We start from the raw sequence: 25,481 nt of genomic DNA on the forward strand, positions 1-25,481 counted from the left end.
GGCCTCAGCCTTCCTGGTCGAAGGGGGACCCGGGTGCGTCACCGAGCCGGCCCAGTTCGTTGTCGATGAAGGCGAACACCTCGTCGGTGCTGGCCGCGTCGATCCGGTCGGTGACGTCTTCGGGCGCGGCCGCACCGCCGATCTTCGCCAGGATCCGGCGCAGCCGGGCCGCGACCTCCGCCTGGGCGACGTCGTCGGCCGAGCTGGCCTCCATCAGCTCGTCGAGCCGGTCAAGCTCCGCCGGCAGCGACGTCGCCGCGGCGGGAGCAGGCGCGAGTTCCGTCCGCAGGTGCCGGGCGAGCCCGGCCGGGGTCGGGTAGTCGAAGACGAGCGTCGCGGACAGCGTCAGGCCGGTGGCCGCGGCCAGGCGGTTGCGGAACTCGACGGCGGTCAGCGAGTCGAAGCCGAGCTCGCGGAACTCGAGGCCGCCGTCGATCCGGTCGGCCGGGTGGCCGAGCACGGCCGAGACCTGGGCCCGCACGAGCGTCAGCAGCGTCCGGTCCTGCTCGTTCTCCCGCATCCCGGCGAGCTTCAGGCGCAGGTCGCCGGCCGCGGCCCGGTCGGCACCGGCGGCGGCGCTGCGCCGTCCCGGACGGCCGATCGGCCGCAGCAGCCAGGGCAGCTCGCCACGGGTCCGCAACACGGGCAGGTCGACGAGCACCGGCACGAGCGCCGATTCCGTCGACGCGACAGCGCGATCGAACAGCTCCGCGCCCTGCTCGCGGCCGAGCGGCGGCATCCCGCCGCGGACCATGCGTTCGCGTTCGGCGTCGGTCAGGTCGCCGGTCATCCCGGTGTCCCACGCGCCCCAGGCCAGCGACAGGCCGGGCAGGCCGCGGTCGCGGCGCAGATCGGCGAGGGCGTCGAGGAACGCGTTGGCCGCCGCGTAGTTCGCCTGACCCGGCGTGCCGATGGTGCCGGCGACCGAGGAGAACAGGACGAACCCGGCGAGGGGCAGGTCCGCGGTCAGCTCGTGCAGGTGCCAAGCGGCGTCGAGCTTCGGCGCGAACACCGTGTCCAGGCGCCCGGCCGTCAGCGAACCGACGACGCCGTCGTCGACGATCCCGGCGGTGTGCACCACGGCGGTGAGCGGGTGCTCGGCCGGGATGCCCGCCAGCAGCGTGGCAAGGGCGTCGCGGTCGGCGACGTCGCAGGCCTCGACACGGACGTCGGCCCCGGCCGTCTTGAGTTCCGCGACCAGCTCGGCGACGCCGTGGGCGCCCGGGCCGCGGCGGCTGGCCAGCAGCAAGTGGCGAGCGCCGCGGGTGGTGACGAGGTGCCGGGCGAAGACCCGGCCCAGGCCACCGGTGCCGCCGGTGATGAGCACGGTGCCGTCGGGGTCCCAGGTCGTCTCGGTGGTGTCGAGGGTCGCGCGGGCCAAGCGGGCGACGTTCAGGACGCCGTCACGCAGGACCAGCTGGGGTTCGCCGGTGGCGACCGCGGCACGCAGGACGTCCGCGTTGGGCTCGTCGACGTCGAGGAGCACGAACCGGCCCGGGTCCTCCGACTGGGCCGAGCGCACCAGGCCCCAGACGGCAGCAGCCGCCACGTCCGTGCGGCCCGGACCGGCGGCACCGCGCGTGACAAACACGACCTTGGTGGCCGAGTCCGTCTGGAGTTGTTCGAGCACCGACGCGGTGAGCGTGTGCGCGGAGGCTCCGGCGTCGGCGTCACCGGACACCGGGACGGCGACCACTCCGGCACCGGACGCCACGGCGGCGACCAGGTCGGGGTGCGTATCGCAGCCCAGGGTTTCGGCCAGGCCGAAGCCGTCGCCGACGACGGCCCAGGTGCTGTCGTCCGGCTCCGGGATCGGGACGGGCAGCCAGTTCAGGCGGAACAGCGGGTCGGCCGCGTCCGGCGCGGTGGCCGCGCGGAGCGTGACGCCGGTGGCCGAGAGCACGGGCTTGCCCGCCTCGTCGGCGATGGCGAGGGAGACGGAGTCGCCGCCGACCGGGGAGATCCGGACGCGAGCGCGGCTCGCGCCGGCCGCGTGCAGCGACACGCCGGTCCAGGCGAACGGCAGGCCCGCCGGGGCGCCTTCGCCGAAGCCGATGGCCTGCAACGCGGCGTCGAGCAACGCCGGGTGCAGCCCGAACCGCGCGGCTTCCTGGCCCTCGGGCAGCGCCAGCTCGGCGAAGACGTCGGCGCCGTCCTGCCAGACGCGGCTGAGGCCCTGGAACGCGGGCCCGTAACCGAATCCGGCTTCGGCGGACGTCTCGTAGAAGCCCGTCAAGTCCACTTCGGACGCTTCGGCGGGCGGCCAGGTCTCGGGCACCGGCTCGGCCGCCACCGCCTGCGGCGCCAGCGTGCCGGTCGCGTGGCGGACCCACTCGTCGGTGTCGTCGGCGCGGGAGGAGATCGTCAGGTCACGACGGCCGGACTCGTCCGGCTCCCCCGCGGCCAGCTGCAGGACGACGGCGCCGTCCGGTTCGAGGACCAGGGGCACGGACAGGGTCAGGTCGGCCACCGACGCGCAGCCGACCTCGTCGGCCGCGCGGACGGCCAGTTCGAGGAAGGCCGCGCCCGGGAACAGGATCCGGCCGCCGATGACGTGATCACGCAGCCACGGCTGGGTGGCCGCGGAGAGCCGCCCGGAGAACAGGACGCCGAGCGAGTCGGCCAGCGTCACGGTCGCGCCGAGCAGCGGGTGGCCCGTCGGCGCGAGGCCGAGGCCGGTGGCGTCGCCCCCGGCGGCCGGCAGCGGCCAGAACCACTCGTGCTGGAACGCGTAGGTCGGCAGGGCGACGCGGTGTGCACCGGCGAAGTAGTCGTCCCAGCCGACGCCGACGCCGGCGACGTGCAGCCGCGCGATCGCCTCGGTGACCGCGGCCGCCTCGTCACGGTCCTTGCGCAGCAACGGAATGACGCTCGCGGACGGTTCGTCGACGGACGCGGACAGGGTCGCGTCCGGGCCCACCTCGGCGAAGACGGTCACGCCGGCTTCGGTGAGCCGCTCGACCGCGTCGCCGAAGCGGACGGTGTCGCGGATCTGGCTGACCCAGTACTCCGGCGACGTGACGTCCCCGGCCGAGACGACCGGCACCCGCGGCTTCGCGAACTCCAGGTTCGCCACGACCTCGCCGAACTCGGCGAGCATCGGCTCCATCAGGACGGAGTGGAAGGCGTGCGACACCCGCAGGCGGCGCCGCTTGGCGAACTTCGACGCCACCGCGACGACGGCGTCCTCGTGGCCGGACAGGACGACCGAACCCGGGCCGTTGACGGCCGCGACGTCGACGCCCTCGCCGAGCAGCGGCAGGACGTCCGACTCGGACGCGCGCACCGCGACCATGACACCGCCGGTCGGCAGCGCGCCCATGAGCCGGGCGCGGGCGGACACCAGGGCGCAGGCGTCGGGCAGGGACAGCACGCCGGCCACGTGGGCGGCGGCGATCTCGCCGACGGAGTGCCCGGTCACGAAGTCCGGGTGCACGCCCCACGACTCCAGGAGGCGGAAGAGCGCGACCTCGAAGGCGAACAGCGCGGGCTGCGCGAACTCCGTCCGGTCGATCAGGTCCGCGTCGCCAAGAGCGTCCCGGACGGCCGGGTCGAGCAAGGCCAGGATCTCGTCGAACGCCCCCGCGAACACCGGGTACACCTCGTGCAGACGGCGGCCCATCCCGATCCGCTGCGAGCCCTGCCCGGCGAAGAGGAACGCGACCGGCGGGGCGACCCGCGCCTCACCACGCACGACTCCGGCGGGGATCTCGCCGGCGGCCAGCTCACGCAGGCCGCTGACCAGGCCGTCGAGGTCGTCGGCAACGACGGCCGCGCGCTGGGCCAGCGCCGCGCGCGTCACCGCGGCGGAGTAGGCGAGGTCGGCCGGGGCGAGCGTCTTGTCGGCCTCGATCCGGTCGGCCAGGCGCGCGGCCTGGGACCGGAGGGCCTCCGGAGTCCGTCCGGAGACGACGACCGGCACCGGGCGGGACAGCGGCGCGGACGGACGCGGCGCGGGCCGGTCGGCCGGGGCGGGCTGCTCCAGGATGACGTGGGCGTTGGTGCCGCTGATGCCGAAGGACGACACCGCCGACCGGCGGACGCGGTCGACCTCGGGCCAGGAGGTGTTCTCCGGCACCAGCGAGACCGCGCCTTCGGTCCAGTCCACATGGGACGACGGCTCGGCCGAGAACCGGGACTGCGGGACGACGCCGTGGCGCATGGCCTGCACCATCTTGATGACGCCCGCGACACCGGCAGCGGCCTGGGTGTGGCCGATGTTCGACTTCACCGAGCCCAGGAGCAGCGGCGTTTCGCGGTCACGGCCGTAGGTGGCGAGGAGGCTCTGGGCCTCGATCGGGTCGCCCAGCGGCGTCCCGGTGCCGTGGCCTTCGACGACGTCCACATCGGACACGCCGAGCCCGGAGACCGACAGCGCCTGGCGGATGACGCGCTGCTGCGACGGGCCGTTCGGGGCGGTCAGGCCGTTGGACGCGCCGTCCTGGTTGACGGCGGAGCCGCGCAGCACGGCGAGGACTTCGTGGCCGTTGCGCCGCGCGTCGGACAGGCGTTCCAGCATGACCAGGCCGACACCTTCGGCCCAGCCGACGCCGTCGGCGGAGTCGGAGAACGACTTGCACCGGCCGTCACCGGCGAGGCCGCCCTGGGCCGAGAAGTCCACGAACGCGCCCGGCGTCGCCATCACGGTCACGCCGCCGGCGAGCGCCAGTTCGCAGTCACCGGCCCGCAAGGCCTGTGCGGCCCAGTGCATCGCGACCAGCGACGACGAGCACGCCGTGTCGATCGTGACGGCCGGGCCTTCCAGCCCCAGCGCGTAGGAGACGCGGCCGGACATCACGCTGCCCGCGGTGCCGATCCCGAGGAAACCGAGGGCCTCCTCCGGGAACTGCACCCCCTGGCCGTAGTCGTGGTACATCACCCCGGCGAACACGCCGGTCCGGCTGCCCCGCAGCGAAACGGGGTCGACGCCGGCGCGTTCGATCACTTCCCAGGACGTCTCCAGGAGGAGACGTTGCTGCGGGTCCATCGCCAGCGCTTCGCGCGGCGAGATCCCGAAGAGCCCAGGATCGAAGCTTCCCGCACCACCGAGAAAACCGCCTTCACGAACATAAGAACGTCCCCGATCCGCCCCGAAGAGGCCACTCAGGTCCCAGCCGCGGTCGGCCGGGAAGGGTCCGACGCCGTCGCCGCCGGTCAGGACCATGTCCCACAGGTCCTCCGGCGAGGTCACGCCGCCGGGGTAGCGGCAGGCCATCGACACGATCGCGATCGGCTCGTCGGCGACCGGCGTGGTCGTGGTGCGCGATCGCAGCACCGGCGCGGCGTCCGCGCCGGACAGCTCGTCGCGGAGGTACCCGGCCAGCACGACCGGCGTCGGGTGGTCGAAGACCAGCGTCGCGGGCAGCCGCAGGCCGGTGGCCGACGCGAGGTGGTTGCGGAACTCGACCGCGGTCAGCGAGTCGAAGCCGAGGCCGCGGAACTCGCGGGCGACGTCGACGGTGGCGGCGTCGAACCCGAGCACCGCGGCGACCTGCGTGCGGATGACGTCGAGCAGCACCTTCTGCTGCTCCCCCTCGCGCAGGCCGGACAGCCGGTCGCGCAGGGCGTTCGCGGTCGGCGTCGACCGGCCCGCACCGCGGCGGCCCGGGCGGCCGACCGGGCGCACCAGCCACGGCGGCTCGGCCTGCGAGCGGATCAGCGGCAGGTCCATCAGCACCGGCACGAGCGCCGGTTCGCCGGAGTCCAGGGCACGGTCGAACAGCTCGCAGCCCTGCTCGACGGGCAGCGGCGGCATGCCCGCGCGGGTCATCCGGTCGCGGTCGGCGTCGGTCAGGGTGCCGGTCATGCCGGTCTCCCACGCGCCCCAGGCCAGGGACGTCGCGGCCAGGCCGCGGTTGTGCCGGTGCGCGGCGAGCGCGTCGAGGAAGGTGTTGGCAGCGGCGTAGTTCGCCTGGCCCGGCGAGCCGATCGTGCCGGCCACCGAGGAGAACAGCACGAACGCGGCGACGTCACCGGCCAGCTCGTGCAGGTGCCACGCGGCGTCGGCCTTCGGGCGCAGCACGGTGTCGAGGCGAGCGGCGTCGAGGGAGCCGATGACGCCGTCGTCGAGGACACCGGCGGCGTGCACGACGGCGGTGAGCGGCCGGTCGGCCGGAATGGCGGCCAGCAGCGCGGCGACGGCGTCGCGGTCGGCGAGGTCGCACGCTTCGACGCTGACCTCGGTGCCGTGCGCGGCGAGTTCGGCGACCAGCTCGACGAGCCCGTCGGCGGCCCCGCCGCGGCGGCTGGCCAGCAGCACGTGCCGGGCGCCGTACTCGGCGGCGATGTGCCGGGCGAAGACCCGGCCCAGGCCGCCGGTACCGCCGGTGATGAGCACGGTGCCGTCGGGGTTCCAGGCGGCACTTTCACGTGAAAGTGCCGCCTTGGGACGGCCGAGGCGGGCGACGCGGGCGGTGCCGTCGCGCAGCAGCAGCTGGGGTTCGCCGGTGGCCAGCGCGGCGGGCAGGCCGGACAGCGACACGTCGTCGACGTCGGCGAGCACGAACCGGCCCGGGTCCTCCGACTGGGCCGAGCGCACGAGGCCCCAGGCGGCGGCCGCGGCGAGGTCCGTCGGCGCGGCGCCGACGGCGCCGTGGGTCACGAAGACGACCCGGCCGAGGCCGCGTTCGCTCGCGGCCTGCACGACGGCCAGGACGTCGGCGGTGACGCGGCGGAGAGCGTCGGGAACGTCGCCGGTGCCCTGGACCGGGACGACGAGGACGTCCGGGTCCGCGGCCAGCGCGGCGTCGAGGTCCGGGTACTCCGGGCCGAGTTCGCCGAGGCGGGTGTCGTGGCCGAGCACGGCCCACTGGCCGTCCGGCTCTCCGGCGGGCACCGGCAGCGGCACCCAGTCCAGGCGGAACAGCGGCTCGGGTCCGGCGGCGGCCTGGGTCGTCGCGCGCAGCGTCAGGGCGTCGACCGAGAGCACGGGCGCGCCGGACTCGTCGGTCAGGGTGAGCGCGACGGCGTCGTCGGCGGCCCGGGTGATCCGGGCGCGGACCTTCTCCGCGCCCGTCGCGTGGAGCACGGCACCTGCCCAGGAGAACGGCAGGCCGCCGGGCACGGAGTCCACAAAGGACACCGCTTGCAGGACCGAGTCGAGCAGCGCCGGGTGCAGGCCGAACGCGTCGGCGTCCTCACCGGGCAGCTCCGCCTCGACGAAGACTTCGCCGTCGCGCAGCCAGACGCGCTGCAGGCCCTGGAACTCCGGGCCGTACGCGAACCCGGCACCGGCGAAGTTGTCGTAGAACGCGGTGAGGTCGACCGGTTCGGCGCCGGACGGCGGCCACTCGGTGTCCGGCGCGGCGGTCGGCAGCGTGCCGGGGGCGACGATGCCGGTGCCGTGGCGGACCCAGTCGGCGTCCGGCCCCTCGGCCCGCGACGAGACGCCGACCTCGCGACGGCCCGACGCGTCGGGGGCGCCGACGACGAGCTGCAGGCTGGCGGTGTCGCCGAGCACGAGCGGCGCGGCGACGGTGAAGTCCTCGACCTGGCCGCAGCCGACCTGGTCACCGGCCCGCACGACCAGCTCCAGGAAGCCGGCGCCCGGGAACAGGACCTGACCGCCGATGACGTGATCGCCCAGCCACGGCGTCGTCTTCAGCGACAGCCGGCCGGAGAACACCAGGTCACCGGAACCCGCGACCTCGGTGATCGCGCCGAGCAGCGGGTGCCCGGCCGCGGTCAGCCCGAGGCCGCCGAGCTGGCCCGCGCCGGCCACGAGCCGCGGCCAGAAACGCTGCCGCTGAAACGGGTAGGTGGGCAGTGCGACGCGCCGGGCGCCGGTGCCCTCGAAGAGCGCGGCCCAATCCACGGCGACGCCGCCGGTGTGCAGTGCGGCGAGCGCGGTGACGGCGGCAGTCTCCTCGTCGCGGCCGGCACGCAGCACCGGCGCGAGGACCTGGTCGTCACCGTCGACGAGGGCGGTGAGCACGGCGTCCGGGCCGAGTTCGACGAACGCGCTGACGCCCGCCTCGGTGAGCCGGGTGACGGCGTCGGCGAAGCGGACGGTGCCGCGGACCTGGCCGACCCAGTACTCCGGCGACGTGACATCGCCGTCGCACACCACCGGGACGTCCGGCTCGGCGAAGGTCAGCGTCTCGGCGACCGCGCGGAACTCGGCCAGCATCGGGTCCATCGCCGCGGAGTGGAAGGCGTGGGACACGGTGAGCCGCTTGGTCTTCTCGAACCGCGCGGCGACGCCCAGCACGGCGTCCTCGACACCCGAGATCACGACAGCCTCGGGACCGTTGACCGCGGCGAGCGAGACGTCGTCGTTGAGGAACGCCCGGATGTCCTCTTCGGTGGCCCGGATCGCCACCATCGCCCCGCCCGCGGGCAGGGCCTGCATCAGGCGGGCGCGGGCGGCGACGAGCGTGCAGGCGTCGGCGAGGGACAGCACGCCCGCGCAGTGGGCGGCCGCGATCTCGCCGACCGAGTGCCCGGCGAGGAACGCGGGCCGCACACCCCACGACCGCACGAGCCGGAACAGGGCCACTTCCAGCGCAAACAGCGCGGGCTGGGCCCAGCCGGTCTCGTCGAGCGCGGCCGCGTCGTCGCCGAAGACGACGTCGCGCAGCGGCTGCGGGAGGGCGGTGTCGAGGTGGGCGCAGACGGCGTCGAAGGCGTCGGCGAACACCGGGAAGCGCTCGTAGAGCCCGCGGCCCATGCCGAGGCGCTGCGAACCCTGGCCGGTGAAGAGGAACACGGCCGTGCGCTCGCGGGCGACGCCGCGGGCGACCTGGTCGCCGGGGGCGAGCAGCACCGCGCGGTGCTCGAACGCCGCCCGCGTCGTGACCAGGGAGAAGCCGGTGTCGATCGGGTCGAGGTCGCGGGGCAGGGCCGCGAGCTGCGCGTCCAGGGCGGCTTCGGACCGGCCGGACAGCACCCACGGCACCACGCTCGGCGTGACGTCCCGGCGCGGTTCGACCGGCACGGAGACGGGCGCCTGCTCGATGATCACGTGGGCGTTCGTGCCGCTGAGGCCGAACGACGAGATGCCGGCGCGGCGCGGGTGGCCGTTCTCGCGCCACTCGGTCGCCTCGGTGACCAGCCGGATGTCGCCGCCCGTCCAGTCCACGTGGGACGACGGCTCGGTGACGTGCAGTGTCGCGGGCACCAGTTCCCGTTGCAGGGCAAGGACCATCTTGATGATCCCGGCGACACCGGCCGCGGCCTGGGTGTGCCCGAGGTTGGACTTGACCGAGCCGAGCAGCAGCGGCCGCTCGCGGTCCCGGCCGTACGCGGCGAGCAGCGCCTGGGCTTCGATCGGGTCTCCCAGTGTGGTGCCGGTGCCGTGGCCTTCGACGACGTCCACTTCGGACGGCTGCAGCCCGGCCGACGCGAGCGCCTGGCGGATGACACGCTGCTGCGACGGCCCGTTGGGGGCGGTGAGGCCGTTGGACGCGCCGTCGGAGTTGATGGCCGAGCCGGCGACGACCGCCAGCACGTCGTGACCGTTCCGGCGCGCGTCGGACAGCCGCTCGACGACGAGCACGCCGATGCCTTCGGACCAGCCCGTGCCGTCGGCGGAGTCGGAGTAGGCCTTGCAAAGACCGTCCGGCGCGAGGCCGTTCTGGCGGCTGAAGCCGACGAAGCTGACCGGCGTGGACATCACCGTGACGCCGCCCGCGAGGGCGAGTTCGCACTCGCCGGCGCGCAGGGCCTGGGCGGCCAGGTGCAGCGCGACCAGCGACGACGAGCACGCCGTGTCGATCGTCATGGCCGGGCCTTCGAGGCCGAGCGCGTAGGACAACCGGCCGGACACGACGCTCGCCGCGACGCCGGTGCCCGCGTGGGCCTCGACGTCGGTGGCGGAGTTGACGATCACGCCGGCGTAGTCCTGGCCGTTGGTGCCGACGAAGACGCCGGTGCGGCTGCCGCGCAGCCCGCTCGGGTCGATGCCGGTCCGTTCGACGGCTTCCCATGACGTCTCCAGCAGGAGCCGCTGCTGCGGGTCCATGGCCAGGGCTTCACGCGGGGAGATGCCGAAGAACTCCGGGTCGAACTCGGCCGCGTCGGGCAGGAAGCCGCCGCGGTCGACGTAGCTGCTGCCCCGGCCCTGACCGCCGAGCGCGGTCATGTCCCAGCCGCGGTCGGCCGGGAAGCCGGTGATCGCGTCGCGGCCGTCGGAGAGCAGGTCCCACAGGTGTTCCGGGGTGCGGACGTCGCCGGGGAAGCGGCAGCTCATGCCGACGATGACGATCGGGTCGCCGATGCCCGCGGCCGCGTTCGGCAGGAGCGCGACGGGCAGGTCGGTGCCGTCCCCGATCAGCTCGCCCAGGAGGAACTCGCCCAGCGCGGCCGGGTTCGGGTGGTCGAAGACGAGGGTGGCGGGCAGGCTCAGCGCGGTCGCGGTTTCCATCCGGTTGCGCAGTTCGATGGCGGTCAGCGAGTCGAAGCCGAGGTCGGAGAACGCCCGTGTGGCGCCGATTTCACCGGTGCCGGTGTGGCCGAGGACGGCGGCGACGTGGTCGCGCACCAGGTCCAGCAGGACGGTGCCGCGCTCGGCCGCGGGCGTCGTGAGCAACCGGGTGGCCAGCGCGCTGGTGCCGGGCGCGGGGGCCGCGTCCAGTTCGGCGACCACACGGCGGACCGCGGGGAGGTCGGCCAGCAGCGGGCTGCGGCGGATGCTCAGCAGCGAGCGCAGGACGTCGGCGTTCTGGATGTCGGCGACGACGAGCTGTGCGGCGGGCCCACCGGCGTCGGCGAGGACGGTGGCGGCCAGATCCGGGTCGAGGCCGCCGCCGAGGCCCGCGGCCATGCCGTCGCCCGCCCAGGCGCCCCAGGCGATCGACGTCGCGTTCTGGCCGCGAGCGCGCCGGGTCTCGGCGAGCGCGTCGAGGACGGCGTTGGCGGCGGCGTAGTTGGCCTGGCCGGGGTTGCCGACGGCGCCGGCGACCGAGGAGAACAGGATGAAGGCGTCGAGGTCGCCGGCCAGCTCGTCGAGCAGGACGGCCGACTCGACCTTGGCGCGGAACACCGCGGCGAAGCGGTCGGGCGTCAGGCTGCCGAGGACGCAGTCGTCGAGCACGCCGGCGGCGTGGATCACGGCGCTGGGGCGGTGGTCGGCGAGCAGCGCGGTGAGCTGGGCGCGGTCGGCGACGTCGCAGCGGGCGATGACGATCCGCTCGTCGTCGCCGGGTTCGCCGCCGGAGCGGCTGGCCAGCACGACTCGCTGGGCCCCCTGGGCCAGGAGCCACTTCGTGACGTGGCGGCCGAGGGCGCCGGTGCCGCCGGTGACGAGGACGGTGCCGCGGGGCTGCCACGGCGAAGGCGCGGCCGCCGCCGGAGCGAGCCGACGTCCGTAGACGCCGGAGGCGCGGACGGCGATCTGGTCGTCGTCGCCTTCCAGGGCCCCGGCGAAGCGGGTGAGCAGCCGCGCGTCGAGCTCGGCCGGCAGGTCGGCGAGGCCGCCCCAGCGGCGCGGGTATTCGAGGGCCGCGACGCGGCCGAGGCCCCAGGTCGCGGCCTGGGCCGGTGCCGTGAGGCGGTCGGCCGGGCCGGTGGTGACGGCGCCGCGCGTGACGCACCAGAGCGCGGTGTCCGCGCCGAGGTCGTCGAGGGCCTGGACGAGGGCGGTGTTGCCGGTGAGGCCGGCGGACTCGTCGAGGGCGAGCAGCGAGACGACGAGCCCGGTGACCTGGTCGCGCAGGAGGTCGGCGAGGGTGTCGCGGTCGGCGCCGGCGGGGATTTCGACGGTCGTGCCGAGGGCGTCGGCGACCTGCCGCGCCCACGGGTCCTCGGCGTGGGACGCGGGGACGAGCACCAGCCGCTCCCCCGCCGTCGCCGGGGTCGCGTCCAGCGGACGCCACTCGACGCGGTAGCGCCAGCCGTCCACAAGGGACTGCCGCTGCCGCCGGGCGCGCAGGGCGGACAGCGCGGGAAGGACGGTTTCCAGGGCCGGGGCGTCGACCTGGAGGTCGGCGGCCAGCTCGGCGAGGTCGCCGCCTTCGACGACCGCCCAGAAGGCGTCGTCACCGGTCGAGGCGCGGACGGCCGCTTCCGGCCAGTAGCGGCGGTGCTGGAAGGCGTAGGTGGGCAGGTCGACGGGCCGGGCACCGGTACCGGCGAACCAGGCGGTCCAGTCGATCCGGACGCCGGCGACGTGCAGCGCGGCGACCGCGGTGGCGACGGCGGTGCGCTCGTCCCGGCCGCGGCGCAGGACGGGGACGGCGGTCGCGCCGGGCACGTCGACCAGGCCGGTGAGGACGGCGTCCGGCCCGACCTCGACGTACGTCGTGACGCCGGCGTCGGCCAGTTTCCCGACGGTGTCGCCGAAGCGGACGGTGGCGCGCACGTGCTCGACCCAGTACTCCGGCGACGTCACGTCCCCGGACGCGACGACCGGCAGCTGCGGCTGCGAGAACTTCAGGGCCGAGACGACCTGGCGGAACTCGGCCAGCATCGGGTCCATCAGGTGCGAGTGGAACGCGTGGCTCACCTTGAGCCGCTTGGTCTTCCCGAACCGCGCCGCGACGTCGAGCACGGCGGCTTCGACGCCGGACAGCACGACCGAGCGCGGCCCGTTGACCGCGGCGATGTCGACGCCGTCGGTCAGCACCGCGCGAACGTCCGCTTCGGACGCTTCGACCGAGACCATGGCGCCACCGGCCGGCAGCGCCTGCATGAGGCGGCCGCGCGCCGAGACCAGCGCGCACGCGTCGGCCAGCGACAGCACCCCGGCGACCTGCGCGGCGGCGATCTCGCCGATCGAATGGCCCGCCACGTAGTCGGGGCGGATGCCCCACGCGTCCAGGAGCTTGGTCAGCGCGATCTCGATGGCGAAGAGCGCGGGCTGGGCCCAGCCGGTCTCCGCGATCACGCCCGCGTCCGTACCCCAGACGACGTCGCGCAGGTCCGGGTGGAAGTACGCCAGCACCTCGTCGAGGGCCTCGGCGAACACCGGATACGTCTCCGCCAGCTCGCGGCCCATGCCGAGCCGCTGCGCACCCTGGCCGGTGAACAGGAACGCCTGGACGGGCTGGTGGGCGGTCTCACCGGTCAGCGCCCCCGCGGCGGGCTCACCGTCGGCTAGGGCCCGCAGCGCGCGGACGGCGGTGCCGGTTTCGTCGGCGACGATCGCCGCGCGGTGCGCGAAGCTCGTGCGGGTGGTGGCCGCCGCGAAGGCGACGTCGAGCAGGTTCGAATCGCCGGCCAGGACACTCAGGAGGCGTCCTGCCTGGGCGCGGAGAGCGTCCTCAGTTCGGCCGGAGACGAGCAGCGGCACGGTGGTCGCGGCCGGGGTCTCGCGCGGCACCTCCGGCGTCACGTCGGGGGCCTCGATGATGATGTGGGCGTTGGTGCCGCTGATGCCGAAGGACGAGATCCCGGCGCGACGTGCGCGGTCGGCGGCAGGCCAGTCGGTGGCCTCGGCCACGACCTCGACGGCCCCGGCCTCCCAGTCCACATGGGACGACGGTTCGCCGACGTGCAGCGACTTCGGCACGATCCCGTGCCGCATCGCCTCGACCATCTTGATGATCCCGGCCACGCCGGCGGCGGCCTGGGTGTGGCCGAAGTTCGACTTGATCGAGCCCAGCAGCAGCGGCGTTTCCCGGTCCTGGCCGTAGGTCGCCAGCAATGCCTGGGCCTCGATCGGGTCGCCCAGCACGGTTCCAGTGCCGTGCGCTTCGACGACGTCGACGTCCGAAGTGGACAGTCCCGCGTTGGCGAGGGCCTGGCGGATGACCCGCTGCTGTGACGGCCCGTTCGGGGCGGTCAGGCCGTTCGACGCGCCGTCCTGGTTGACCGCGGAACCGCGCACCACGGCGAGGATCCGGTGGCCGTTGCGGATCGCGTCGGACTGACGCTCGACCACGAGCAGGCCGACGCCCTCGGACCAGCCGGTGCCGTCGGCGTCGTCGGAGAACGCCTTGCACCGGCCGTCCGGCGCCAGGCCGTTCTGGCCGCTGAAGCCCACGAACCCACCCGGCGTCGCCATCACGGTGACACCACCGGCGAGCGCGAGGGAGCACTCCCCGGAGCGCAGTGACTGGGCCGCCAGGTGCAGCGCGACCAGCGACGACGAACACGCCGTGTCCACCGTCATCGCCGGGCCTTCGAGCCCCAGCACGTACGACAGGCGGCCCGACGCGACGCTCCCGGCGATGCCGGTGCCCGTCTGACCGCGCAGCTCGGCGTCCGTGCTCATCAGCAGGTCTGAGTACGACTGCCCGTTGGTTCCGACGAAGACGCCGGTGCGGGAGCCGCGCAACGTGGACGCGTCCAGGCCCGCGCGCTCGAACGCCTCCCACGAGACTTCCAGCAGCAGGCGCTGCTGCGGATCCATCGCGACCGCCTCGCGCGGCGAGATGCCGAAGAAGCCCGCGTCGAACTCGGTGGCGTCGTAGAGGAACCCGCCCGCCTGGGTGTCGCTCCCGGCGAGGGAGGCGACGTCCCAGCCGCGATCGGCCGGGAAGCCCGAGACGGCGTCGCCGCCCGAAGCCACCAGGTCCCACAGGTCGTCGGGGCCGGTCACGCCGCCCGGGAAGCGGCACGCCATCCCGACCAGCACGATCGGGTCGCCTTCCACGGCCGCGGTCGTCACGACGGCGTCGGCGCCGCGGGCGCCGAACAGCTCGCCCAGCACGAACCCGGCCACCGCGACCGGTGTCGGGTAGTCGAAGACCAGCGTGGACGGCAGCCGCAGGCCCGTCACGCCGGCCAGCCGGTTGCGGAACTCCACCGCCGTCAGCGAATCGAAGCCCAGCTCACGGAATTCGCCGGTGGTGTCGACGTTCTCCGGCGCGTGGCCGAGCACGGTCGCGACCTCGGCGACGACCCGGCCGGTGAGCACCCGCAGCTGCTCGGGCTCGCGCATCCCGGCGAGCTGCTCGCGCAGCGAGCCGCGGACGTGCGCGGCGTCGCCGCCGGCGCGGCGGCGGCCGGGCTGGGTGACCGGGCGCAGCAGCCACGGGAGCTCGCCCTGGGCGCGCATGGCCGTCATGTCCACGCGCATCGGGACGACGACGGCGCTCGGCGAGCGCGTGGCGCGGTCGAACAGCCGCATACCGTGCTCGACGGTCAGCGGCGGCACGCCCCCGCGCGCCATCCGCTCGCGGTCGGCGTCGCTCAGCGTGCCGACCATGCCGGTTTCCCAGCCGCCCCAGGCCAACGAGGTCGCGACGCGGCCTTCGGCGTGGCGGTGGACGGCGAAGGCGTCGAGGAAGGCGTTGGCGGCGGCGTAGTTGCCCTGCCCGGCCGAGCCGACGGTGCCGGCGACCGAGGAGAACACGACGAACGCGGCGAGGTCGAGGTCGCGGGTCAGCTCGTCGAGGTGGACGACGGCGTCGGCCTTGGGCCGCAGCACGTGGTCGAGCCGGTCGGCGTCCAGGGACGCGACGACGCCGTCGTCGAGGACACCGGCGGTGTGCACGATCGCCTTGAGCGGGTGCTCAGCGGGGATCCGGCCGAGGACGGCGGCGAGCTGGTCGCGGTCGGCGGCGTCGCAGGCCTCGACCGTGACGTCGACGCCGAGAGCGGTCAGCTCGTCACGCAGTTCGGCAGCGCCAGGCGCGTCCAGGCCACGGCGGCTGGTGAGCACGAGGTGCCGGATGTCGTAACCGGCGACGAGGTGGCGGGCCAGCTCGCGGCCCAGGCCACCGGTGCCGCCGGTGATGAGCAGCGTGCCTTCGGGGTCCCAGCGCGGCGGCAGCGTCAGCACGATCTTGCCGATGTGCCGGGCGCGGCTCATGAACCGGAACGCCGCGGCGCTCTGGCGCAGGTCCCAGCTGCGGATCGGCAACGGCGTGAGCACACCCTCGCCGAAGAGCCGCAGCAGCTCGCCGAGCAGTTCCTGCGTCCGGTCGGGTCCGGCCTCGCCGAGGTCGAACGCGCGGTAGCGGATCCGGCTCAGCGAGGCGGCGTCGCGGACGTCGGTCTTGCCCATCTCGAGGAACCGGCCGCCGTCGGCGAGCAGGTTCAGCGACGCGTCGGCGAAGTCGCCGGCCAGGGCGTTGAGGACGACGTCCACGCCCGTGCCGCCGGTGACGCGGCGGAAGGCGGCTTCGAAGTCCAGCGTCCGGGAGGAGGCGATGTGGTCGTCGGCGACTCCCAGCTCACGCAGGACGTGCTGCTTGCCGGAACTGGCCGTCGCGAAGACCTCGGCGCCGAGGTGGTGGGCCAGCTGGATCGCGGCCATCCCGACGCCGCCGGCACCCGCGTGGATCAGGATCTTCTCGCCCGGCCGCAGGTCGGCCAGGTCGACGAGCGCGTAGTAGGCGGTGAGGAAGACCAGCGGCACCGACGCGGCGGTGCGCGAGGACCACTCGGCCGGCACCGGGGCCACGTACCGGGCGTCGAGGGTGGTGTACGGGCCGAACGGGCCCGGCATCATGCCGAAGACGCGCTCGCCGACGCGGGCCGCGTCGACGCCGGGGCCGGTGGCCTCGATGACGCCCGCGCCCTCGGCGCCGAGCTTGCCGGCCTCGCCGGGGTACATGCCCAGGACGTTGAGCACGTCGCGGAAGTTGAGGCCGGCGGCCTCGACACGGACGCGGACCTCGCCGGGCCCGAGGTCGTCGAGGACCTCCGGGCACGTTTCGGCGGTCAGGCCGTCGATCCCCGCGGTACCGGCGGTGAGCCGCCACGCCGGTACCGCGGGAGGCAGGATGTCGCCGTTGCCGGCGAGGCGCCCGAGCCGGGCGACGCGGATGCTTTCGCCGCGGACGGCGAACTGCGGTTCGCCGGAGACGACGAAGCCGGTGCCCGGCAGCGCCGCGCCGGGCTCCAGGTCGACCAGGACGAACCGGTCGGGCTGCTCGGACTGGGCCGAGCGGATCAGGCCCCAGGCCGCGGCGGCGGCGAGGTCGCCGATCCGGTCGCCCGGGTCGACGGCCACGGCGCCGCGCGTCACGAAGACGATCCGGCCGGCGCGCTCGTCGGTGAAAGCGTGCTGCAGCACCGAAAGGACCCGCGCGGTGACCTCACGGACGGCGGTGAGGACGTCGCCGACACCCGCGACGGGCACGAGCAGGACGTCCGGTTCAAGGGAAAGCGCCTGCTCGAGGTCGGCGCAGCGCCGGGCGACGGGCGCCAGCAGCGGGTCGTCGCCGAGCAGCGCCCACGTGCCGGCCGGGGCGTCCTTGGCCAGCGCGGCCGGGACCCAGGTCGTCTGGAACAGCGACTCGTCGTCAGCGCTGCGAGGCGTGGCTTCGCGCAGCTGCAGGGATTCCGCCGACAGCACCGGCGCGCCCGTCTCGTCGGCGACGGCGATCGCGACCGACTCCTGGTCGACCGGGGTGATCCGGGCACGGATCCGGGTCGCGCCCGTCGCGTGCAGGGAGACCCCGGACCAGGCGAACGGCAGGCCGGGGGCGATCGAGTCGAGCCGGTGGATGGCGTGCAGGACCGAGTCGAGCAGCGCGGGGTGCAGGCCGAACGCGTCGCCGTCCTCGGGCAGCGCGGCCTCGACGAGCAGGTCTTCGCCGTCGTGCCAGGCCTTGACCAGCCCGCGGAAAGACGGGCCGTAGTCCAGACCGTTGTCGGCTAGTTCGTTATACAGCGTCGTGACGTCCACTTCGGACGCGTTCGCCGGTGGCCAGCCGCCGACCGTGGCGGCCGGGCGTTCGCCGACCGCGACGACGCCGGCGGCGTGCTGCGTCCACTCCGCGTGCGGGTCGGTGCCGCGGGAGGAGATGGTCAGCTCGCGCAGGCCCGCGTCGTCGGGACCGCCGACGGTGACCTGCAGCAGGGTCGGCTCGTGCTCGCGCAGCCACAGCGGCGCGGCGACGGTGAGGCTTTCGACGGCCGAGCAGCCGACCTGGTCGGCGGCGCGGACGGCGAGGTCGAGGAAGCCGGTGCCGGGGAACAGCACGTGCCCACCGACGACGTGGTCGGCCAGCCACGGCTGCCCGGCCAGGGACAGCAGGCCGGAGAAGACGACGCCGCCGGAGTCGGCGAGGTCGACGGCGAAGTCGAGCAGCGGGTGCCCGGCCGGGGTGAGGCCGAGGCGCTCGACGGCGCCGCGGCCCGGCGTCACGCTGGGCCAGTAGTGCTGGCGCTGGAAGGCGTAGGTGGGCAGGTCGACGGTCCGGGCGCCGGTGCCGGCGAACCACGGCGTCCAGTCGACGTCGACGCCGGCGACGTGCAGCCGGGCCAGCGCGCCGAGCACGGCGTCGGGCTCCGGGCGGTCCTTGCGCAGCAACGGCGTGACGACGGCTTCGGGCGCGTCGACCATCGCGGAGAGGACGCCGTCCGGGCCGACCTCGAGGAAGGCGGTGACGCCCGCTTCGGTGAGCCGGCCCAGCGCGTCGGCGAACCGGACGGTGTCGCGGACGTGGCGGACCCAGTACTCCGGCGAGGTGACGTCGCCGGTGGTGACGAACGGGATGCGCGGCTGCGCGAAGGTCAGGCCCGAGACGACCTCGCGGAACTCGTCGAGCATCGGGTCCATCAGCCCGGAGTGGAAAGCGTGGCTGACCTTGAGGCGCTTGGACTTCGCGAACCGGCCGGCGACGGCCAGGACGTCGGCCTCGACGCCGGACAGCACGACCGAGCGCGGGCCGTTGACGGCGGCCAGGGAGACGCCGTCGGTGAGCAGTGGGCGGACGTCGGATTCGGACGCTTCGACGGCGACCATCGCGCCACCGCGCGGCAGGGCCTGCATGAGGCGGCCGCGGGCGGTGACCAGGGTGGCGGCGTCGGCCAGCGACAGCACGCCGGCGATGTGGGCGGCGGCGATCTCGCCGATCGAGTGGCCGGCGACGTGGGCGGGCCGGACGCCGTGGGCCTCGGCCAGGCGGGCCAGGGCGACCTCGATGGCGAACAGCGCAGGCTGCGCCCAGCCGGTTTCGGCCAGGAGGCTCGGGTCGTCGCCCCACAGGACGTCGCGGACGCCGGGGTCGAGGTGGCCGAGGACCTCGTCGAGGGCCGCGGCGAACGGCGCCGACGTGGCGTGCAGCTCCCGGCCCATGCCGAGCCGCTGGGAGCCCTGGCCGGTGAACAACAGCGCGACCGAGGGGGTCGCGGCGGCCGCGCCGGTGGCGGCTTCGCGGACGCCGTCGGGGGTGGCGAGGAGGACGGTGCGGTGCGGGAAGCTCGCGCGGGTGGTGACCAGCGAGTGGCCCACGTCGAGGCGGTCGAGGCCGGTCTCGGTGATCCGGGCGACCTGCGCGGCGACGGCGGCTTCGGTCTTGCCGGAGACGACCCACGGGACCACCGGCAGCTCACGGCGTTCGGCGTCCGGCTCGGCGACGGGCTCGGGAGCCTCGATGATGACGTGCGCGTTGGTGCCGCTGATGCCGAAGGACGAGATGCCCGCGCGACGCGCACGGTCGGCGACGGGCCAGTCGACGGCCTCGGAGACGACCTCCACGGCGCCCGCCGTCCAGTCCACATGGGACGACGGCTCGCCGACGTGCAGCGACGGCGGCACGGTCCCGTGCCGCATCGCCTCGATCATCTTGATGATGCCCGCGACACCCGCGGCGGCCTGGGTGTGCCCGAAGTTCGACTTGATGGAACCCAGCAGCAGCGGGGTTTCCCGGTCCTGACCGTAGGTCGCCAGCAGCGCCTGCGCCTCGATCGGGTCGCCCAGCACCGTGCCGGTGCCGTGCGCCTCGACGACGTCTACGTCCGAAGTGGACAGTCCCGCGTTGGCCAGCGCCTGGCGGATCACGCGCTGCTGTGACGGGCCGTTCGGGGCGGTGAGGCCGTTGGACGCGCCGTCCTGGTTGACGGCCGAGCCGCGGAGCACGGCGTGGATCCGGTGGCCGTTGCGGAGAGCGTCGGACTGGCGTTCCAGGACCAGGACACCGACGCCTTCCGACCAGCCCGTGCCGTCGGCGTCGTCGGAGAACGCCTTGCAGTGACCGTCCGGGGCGAGGCCGTTCTGGCCGCTGAAGCCGACGAACCCACCAGGCGTGGCCATCACGGTGACGCCGCCGGCCAGCGCGAGGGTGCACTCCCCCGAGCGCAGCGACTGGGCCGCCAGGTGCATCGCGACCAGCGACGACGAACACGCCGTGTCGACGGTCATCGCCGGGCCCTCCAGGCCCAGCACGTAGGAGAGGCGGCCGGAGACGACGCTGCCGGCGATGCCGGTGCCGGTCTGGCCGCGCATGTCGACGTCGGCGGTGAGGAACAGGTCGGAGTAGGACTGGCCGTTGGTGCCGACGAACACGCCGGTCCGGGAGCCGCGCAGGCCGGTGGCGTCGAGGCCGGCGCGTTCGAACGCCTCCCACGACACTTCCAGCAGCAGGCGCTGCTGCGGGTCCATCGACATCGCCTCGCGCGGCGAGATGCCGAAGAAGCCCGCGTCGAACTCGGCCGCGTCGTAGAGGAAACCCCCGGCGCGGGTGTCGGAGGCGGCCAGCGCCGCGACGTCCCAGCCGCGGTCGACCGGGAAGCCCGAGACGGCGTCGCCGCCCGAAGCGACCAGGTCCCACAGGTCTTCCGGGCCCGCGATCCCGCCGGGAAAGCGGCACGCGACGCCGACCACGACGACCGGGTCGTCCGCGAGCGCACCCGTGTTCGCCACGACGTCGTCGACGCCGCGGGCGCCGAACAGCTCGCCCAGCACGAACTGCGCGACGGCCGTCGGGGTCGGGTGGTCGAAGACGAGCGTCGCGGGCAGGCGCAGGCCCGTGACGGTGGCCAGCTTGTTGCGGAACTCGACCGCGGTCAGCGAGTCGAAACCCAGGTCGGAGAACGACTTCCCGGCGCCGACCGCGGTGGCGTCGGCGTGGCCGAGCACAGTGGCGGCGCGGCTGCGGACGAGGTCGACGACGGCGGTGAGCCGGTCGGCCTCGGACAGCTCGTGCAGGCCGCGGGCGAGGTCACCGGCGGCCGCGGAGGTGGCGACGGCGGCCGAGCGGCGGGTGCCGCCGACCAGGCCGCGCAGCAGCGGCGGGAGCTCGTCGAGCAGGCGCAACGCGGCGAGGTCGACGGCGACCGGGACGACGAGCGCGTGCGGCAGGGTCAGGGCGGTGTCGAAGAGCGCGAGGCCGTGGTCGAGTTCGAGGGGCGGCATGCCGGTGCGGGCCATCCGCGCGCGGTCGGCCTCCGACAGGGAACCGGCCATGCCGCCTTCGACGGCCCACGAGCCCCACGCCAGGGAGAGGCCGGGCCGGCCGGTGGCGCGGCGGTGGGCCGCGAGGGCGTCGAGGAAGCTGTTGGCGGCGGCGTAGTTGCCCTGCCCGGCGCCGCCCATGATCCCGGCGACGGAGGAGAACAGCACGAACGCGGCGACGTCGCCGGCCAGCTCGTGCAGGTGCCACGCGGACGCGGCCTTGGCGGTCAGGACACGAGTCAGCCGCTCGGGGGTGAGCGCGGTGACGACGCCGTCGTCGAGGACACCGGCCGCGTGCACGACGGCGGTGAGCGGGTGCTCGGCCGGGATCGCGGCGAGAGCGGTTTCGAGCGCCGCACGGTCGGCGACGTCGCAAGCGGTGACGGTCGCGGCGACCCCGAGGGCGGCCAGGTCGTCGCGGAGGTCCTGCGCGCCCGGGGCGTCCGGGCCGCGACGGCTGAGCAGGAGCAGGTGCCGGACGCCGTGCTCACGCACGAGGTGCCGGGCGAGTTCCGCGCCGAGACCGCCGGTGCCGCCGGTGATCAGGACGGTCCCGTCCGGGTTCCACGCGCGTGCTTCGGCGCCGGTCATCCGGGCCCGGGCGAGTCTCGCCGCGCGGACGTCGTCGCCGCGCAGCGCGAGCTGCGGTTCGTCGAGCGCGAGGGCCCGCGCCACCGCGTCGGCCGACGTCTCGGCGTCGACGTCCACCAGCACGAACCGGCCCGGGTTCTCGGCCTGGGCGGTGCGGATCAGGCCCCAGACGGCCGCCGCGGCGAGGTCGTGGATCGGCTCACCGTCCTCGGTGGCCACGGCGCCTTCGGTGACGAAGGCCAGCCGGGCGTGCGCGAAACGTTCGTCGGCCAGCCACTCCTGGGCCAGCACCAAGGCTCGCGTCGCCAAGCCGGCCAGGGGGTCCGACGCCGTGAGCCGCGCCGTGACGACGGCCGGGACGTCGGCCAGGTCGGCGAGCGGGCCGGTCAGCTCGGTGACGACGACGGCGTCCGGCGGGAGCACCACCGGCGCCCAGCGCGGCTCGAACAGCGAGTCCGCACCGGTGAACGTCACGGTGCCGAGGTCTTCCGCGTGGACGGACCCGACCGACGCGACGGGCTGCCCGGCCGCATCGGCCATGGCCAGCGAAACGCCGTCCTCGCCGTGGCGGATCCGGACGCGCACCCGGGCCGCGCCCGCGGCGTGCAGCGTCACCCGGGTCCACCGCGCCGGGTAGCCCCGCAGCCCGGCCGCCTGCAGCGTGCTCTCCAGCAGCCGCGGGTGCAGCCCGAACGCCGTGGTCTCGTCCTCGCCGAAGGCGACCTCGGCGAACACGTCGTCGCCACGGCGCCACAGGCCGCGCAGCTCCGGGACGTCCGACGTCAGCTCTTCGGCGTCGGCCGGCGGCCACTCGGCCGTGGCGAAGTCTTCGTGGTGCCCGCCGGTGGCGAGCACGCCTTCGGCGCGGCGGACCCAGCTGCCGACGACCGACCCGGCGGGCCGGGTGTGGATGTCGAGGCGGCGGCGGCCGGTCGCGTCCGGCTCCCCCACCGACAGCTGCAGGTCGACGGCCTCGTCGGCGGCCAGCTCCAGCGGCGCGCCGAGGGTCAGTTCCTCCACCAGGTCGCAGCCCAGGTCGAGCCCGGCCCGCAGGGCCAGCTCGAGGAACCCGCTGCCGGGGAACCGCGTGTCGGTCAGCCACGGGTGGGTGCGCGCGGACAGCCGGCCGGTGAGCAGCAGGCCGTCGGACTCGGCGAGGGTGAGCGACGCGCCGAGCAGCGGGTGCTGCACCGGCGTCAGGCCGAGTCCGGCCGCGTCGGTAACGGCGTCCACAGTGGACGGCCAGTACCGCTCGCTCTGGAACGGGTAGGTCGGCAGGGCCACGGGCCGCGCGCCGGTGCCGGCGAAGAACGCCGTCCAGTCGATCCGGACACCCGCGGTGTGCAGGGCGGCCAGCGCGGCCGTCAGCGTCTCGGGCTCGTCGAGGTCCTTGCGCAGCACCGGGATCGCGGTGACGTCGTCGGCGGTCAGGCCGATCAACGGGGTGAGCACGGCGGCCGGGCCCAGCTCGGCGAACACCGTCGCGCCCCGCTCGGCGAGGCGGCGCACGGCGTCGCCGAAACGGACCGGTTCGCGGACGTGGCTCACCCAGTACTCGGCCGAGGTGACGTCGCCACCGGCGACGAACGGGAGCACCGGCTCGGCGAAGGTCAGGCCGGTGACGATCTGCCGGAAGTCGCCCAGCATCGGGTCCATCAGGCGCGAGTGGAAGGCGTGCGACACGGCCAGCCGGCGCGGCCGGTCGAACCGCTCGGCCACGGCGAGCACGGCGTCCTCGGTGCCGGACAGCACGACGGACGTCGGCCCGTTGACCGCGGCGACGCACACGTCGTCGCCCAGGTACGGCCGGACGTCGTCTTCGGACGCCCGCACGGCGACCATCGCGCCGCCCGCGGGCAGCGCCTGCATCAGCCGGGCGCGGGCGCTGACCAGCACACAGGCGTCGTTCAGGGACAGCACGCCGGAGACGTGCGCCGCGGCGATCTCGCCGACGGAGTGCCCGGCGACGAAGTCGGGCCGCACGCCCCAGGACTCCAGCAAGCGGAACAGGGCCACTTCCACGGCGAACAGCGCGGGCTGCGCGTGCCCGGTCTCGTCGAGGGCAGCGGTGTCGGCACCGGCCAGCACCTCGCGGACGCGCGGGTCGAGCAGGTCGAGCGTCGCGGACAGAGCGTCGGCGAAGACCGGGAACCGGGCGGCGAGGGTGCGGCTCATGCCGAGCCACTGCGCGCCCTGCCCGGAGAAGACGTAGGCGAGGGCCGGGGGCTGGTCGGCCGAACCGGCGACGACGCCGGCCGCTTCACCGTCGTCCAGCCAGGACGCCAGGGCGGCCCGCGGGTCGCCGCCGACGACCGACAGCCGCTCTTCGAACGCCGAGCGGGTGGTCGCCAGCGACCAGGCGACGTCCAGGGGTTCGCGGTCTTCGGTGGCCGAGAGCACCTGGGCGACCTGGGCCCGCAGCGCGGCCGGAGTGCGCCCGGACAGCAGCCACGGCACGGGAATCGAGGCACGCGGGGTCTCCTCGGCGACCGGCGTGGGCGGGGCCTGCTCGATCAGCGCGTGGGCGTTGGTGCCGCTGACGCCGAACGACGACACACCGGCGCGACGCGGGCGGCCGGTCTCCGGCCACGGCGTCTGCTCGGCCGCCAGGACGACGCTGCCGGACTTCCAGTCCACATGGGACGAGGGCTCGGCGGCGTGCAGGGTCTGCGGCACGACGCCGTGCCGGATCGCCTCGACGGTCTTGATGATCCCGGCGACCCCGGCCGCGGCCTGGGTGTGGCCGATGTTGGACTTGACGGACCCCAGCAGCAGCGGCGTCTCGCGGTCCTGGCCGTAGGTGGCCAGCAGGGCCTGTGCTTCGATCGGGTCGCCGAGTTTCGTGCCGGTACCGTGCGCTTCGACGACGTCGACGTCCGAAGTGGACAGTCCGGCGCTCGCGAGGGCCTGGCGGATGACACGCTGCTGCGACGGGCCGTTCGGCGCGGTGAAGCCGTTCGACGCGCCGTCGGAGTTGACGGCGGTGCCGCGGACGACGGCGAGGACCTCGTGGCCGAGGCGCTGGGCGTCGGACAACCGCTCCAGCACCAGCACGCCGACGCCTTCGGACCAGCCGGTGCCGTCGGCGTCGTCGGAGAAGGCCTTGCAGCGACCGTCGCCGGCGAGGCCGCCCTGACGGCTGAACTCCATGAGCGAACCGGGCGTCGACATCACGTTGACGCCGGCGGCGAGCGCCAGCGAGCACTCCCCCGCCCGCAGGGCCTGCGCGGCCAGGTGCACCGCGACCAGCGACGACGAACACGCCGTGTCGATGGTGACGACCGGGCCTTCCAGGCCCAGCGAGTACGCGAGCCGGCCGGAGATCGCGCTCGCGGCGATCCCGGTGCCCACCGAGCCGTCCGCGTCGGCGAGCGAGCGGACCATCAGGTAGGCGTAGTCCTGGCCGTTCGTCCCGGCGAACACGCCGGTCTTGCTGCCCCGCAACCGTTTCGGGTCGATGCCGGCCCGTTCGATCGCCTCCCAGGACACCTCCAGCAGCAACCGCTGCTGGGGGTCCAGGGACACCGCCTCGCGCGGCGAGATGCCGAAGAACCCGGCGTCGAAGTCGGCGACGCCGTCGAGGAACCCACCGGCCTGGCTGACGCTCATGCCGCGCTCGTCGACGCCGGCGCCGGTGACCGCTTCGAGGTCCCAGTCGCGGTCGGCGGGGAACGGCCCGATGGCGTCCCCGCCGTTCGCCACCAGGTCCCAGAGGGCCTCCGGGGAGCGGACGCCGCCGGGGAACCGGCAGCTCATGGCCACGATCGCGATCGGCTCCGTCGACGCGGCCAGCAACTCCTGGTTCTGCCGCTTGAGCCGTTCGGACTCCTTCATGGCGGCACGGAGTGCTTCGACGACCCGGTCGTTCGGCGTGGACATG

1 protein-coding gene is annotated in these 25,481 nt (G+C 74.8%); it reads right to left on the reverse strand.

Annotated features, from left to right (window positions below):
• Positions 1-4: 4 nt before the first annotated feature.
• Positions 5-25,480, reverse strand: a complete 25,476-nt coding sequence (locus OHS58_RS13515) for a type I polyketide synthase (protein WP_328648440.1) — start codon at positions 25,478-25,480, stop codon at positions 5-7.
• Position 25,481: the final 1 nt, after the last annotated feature.

It is taken from the genome of Amycolatopsis sp. NBC_00348 (genome assembly GCF_036114655.1).
In the GTDB taxonomy this organism is placed as follows: Bacteria; Actinomycetota; Actinomycetes; order Mycobacteriales; family Pseudonocardiaceae; genus Amycolatopsis.

Coding starts and splice junctions, on each gene's coding strand:
- OHS58_RS13515 (WP_328648440.1), bottom strand. CDS start 25,480: ATGTCCACGCCGAACGACCGGGTCGTCGAAGCACTCCGTGCCGCCATG.